Origin of the sequence: Mesorhizobium sp. M7A.F.Ca.CA.004.04.2.1, assembly GCF_004022825.1 — a bacterium.
Classification (GTDB): Bacteria; Pseudomonadota; Alphaproteobacteria; order Rhizobiales; family Rhizobiaceae; genus Mesorhizobium.
The window spans coordinates 1-615 of record NZ_RZPH01001672.1 but is presented as its reverse complement, the minus strand read 5'-3'; the positions used below and the strand labels follow the sequence as shown (position 1 = coordinate 615).

The 615-nt window shown below is 61.8% G+C and carries 1 protein-coding gene and 1 pseudogene; both read right to left on the bottom strand.

Annotated elements, in window-relative coordinates:
• Positions 1-158: DEAD/DEAH box helicase (locus EN893_RS39765; protein ID WP_164901543.1), on the bottom strand; the 158-nt coding region annotated here is incomplete at its 3' end.
• 202 nt (positions 159-360) lie between these two features.
• Positions 361-615, bottom strand: a pseudogene (locus EN893_RS36895) (NAD kinase); the annotation flags it as partial.

The following is a 615-nucleotide window of genomic DNA, read 5'->3' as shown; positions in this document are numbered from 1 at the left end:
AGCACGTCCTTGCCCAGCAGGGCATGCGGAATGGCGCCCGCCTGGATCGGCGTCGGCTCGGTGTAGCCGGCGTCGGTGACTGCGGAAAGGACCTTCGGCGACAGGCCGAGGTCTGAAAAGGTCAACGCTTCTGGAGCGGTCGTGGTGTCTGAGGACAAGTGTTGTTGTCTTTGGCTGGTTCGGGGAAGCGCAACGGCGTCTAATGGCGTCTGTCGCGGCAAGCGCCACGCGCCTGCAAGATTGGTATTGCAATTAGGAGCAAGCCCTCGATTTGTCAACAGAAACGGGCAGCAATGGCACGATTGTGAAGTTGTAACCTTAATCGGGATGCTTAATCGACCTGTCGGTCGCAGCGCCGGCTCAATAGCGGAACTGTTCGGCGAGAATACGCTCGTTCCAGGAATGATTGGGATCGAACAGCAACGTTGCTGTCGCCGTTGGTGATTCTCGCACCGTCACCGAGGTCACGGCCTTGACCTCGGTATGGTCGGCGGCGGCGTTTACCGGCCGCTTTTCCGGCTCGCGGATGTCGAAGCGCACGGTCGCCTTGTTGGAGAGCAGCGCGCCGCGCCAGCGGCGCGGGCGAAACGGGCTGACCGGGGTCAGCGCCAGCAG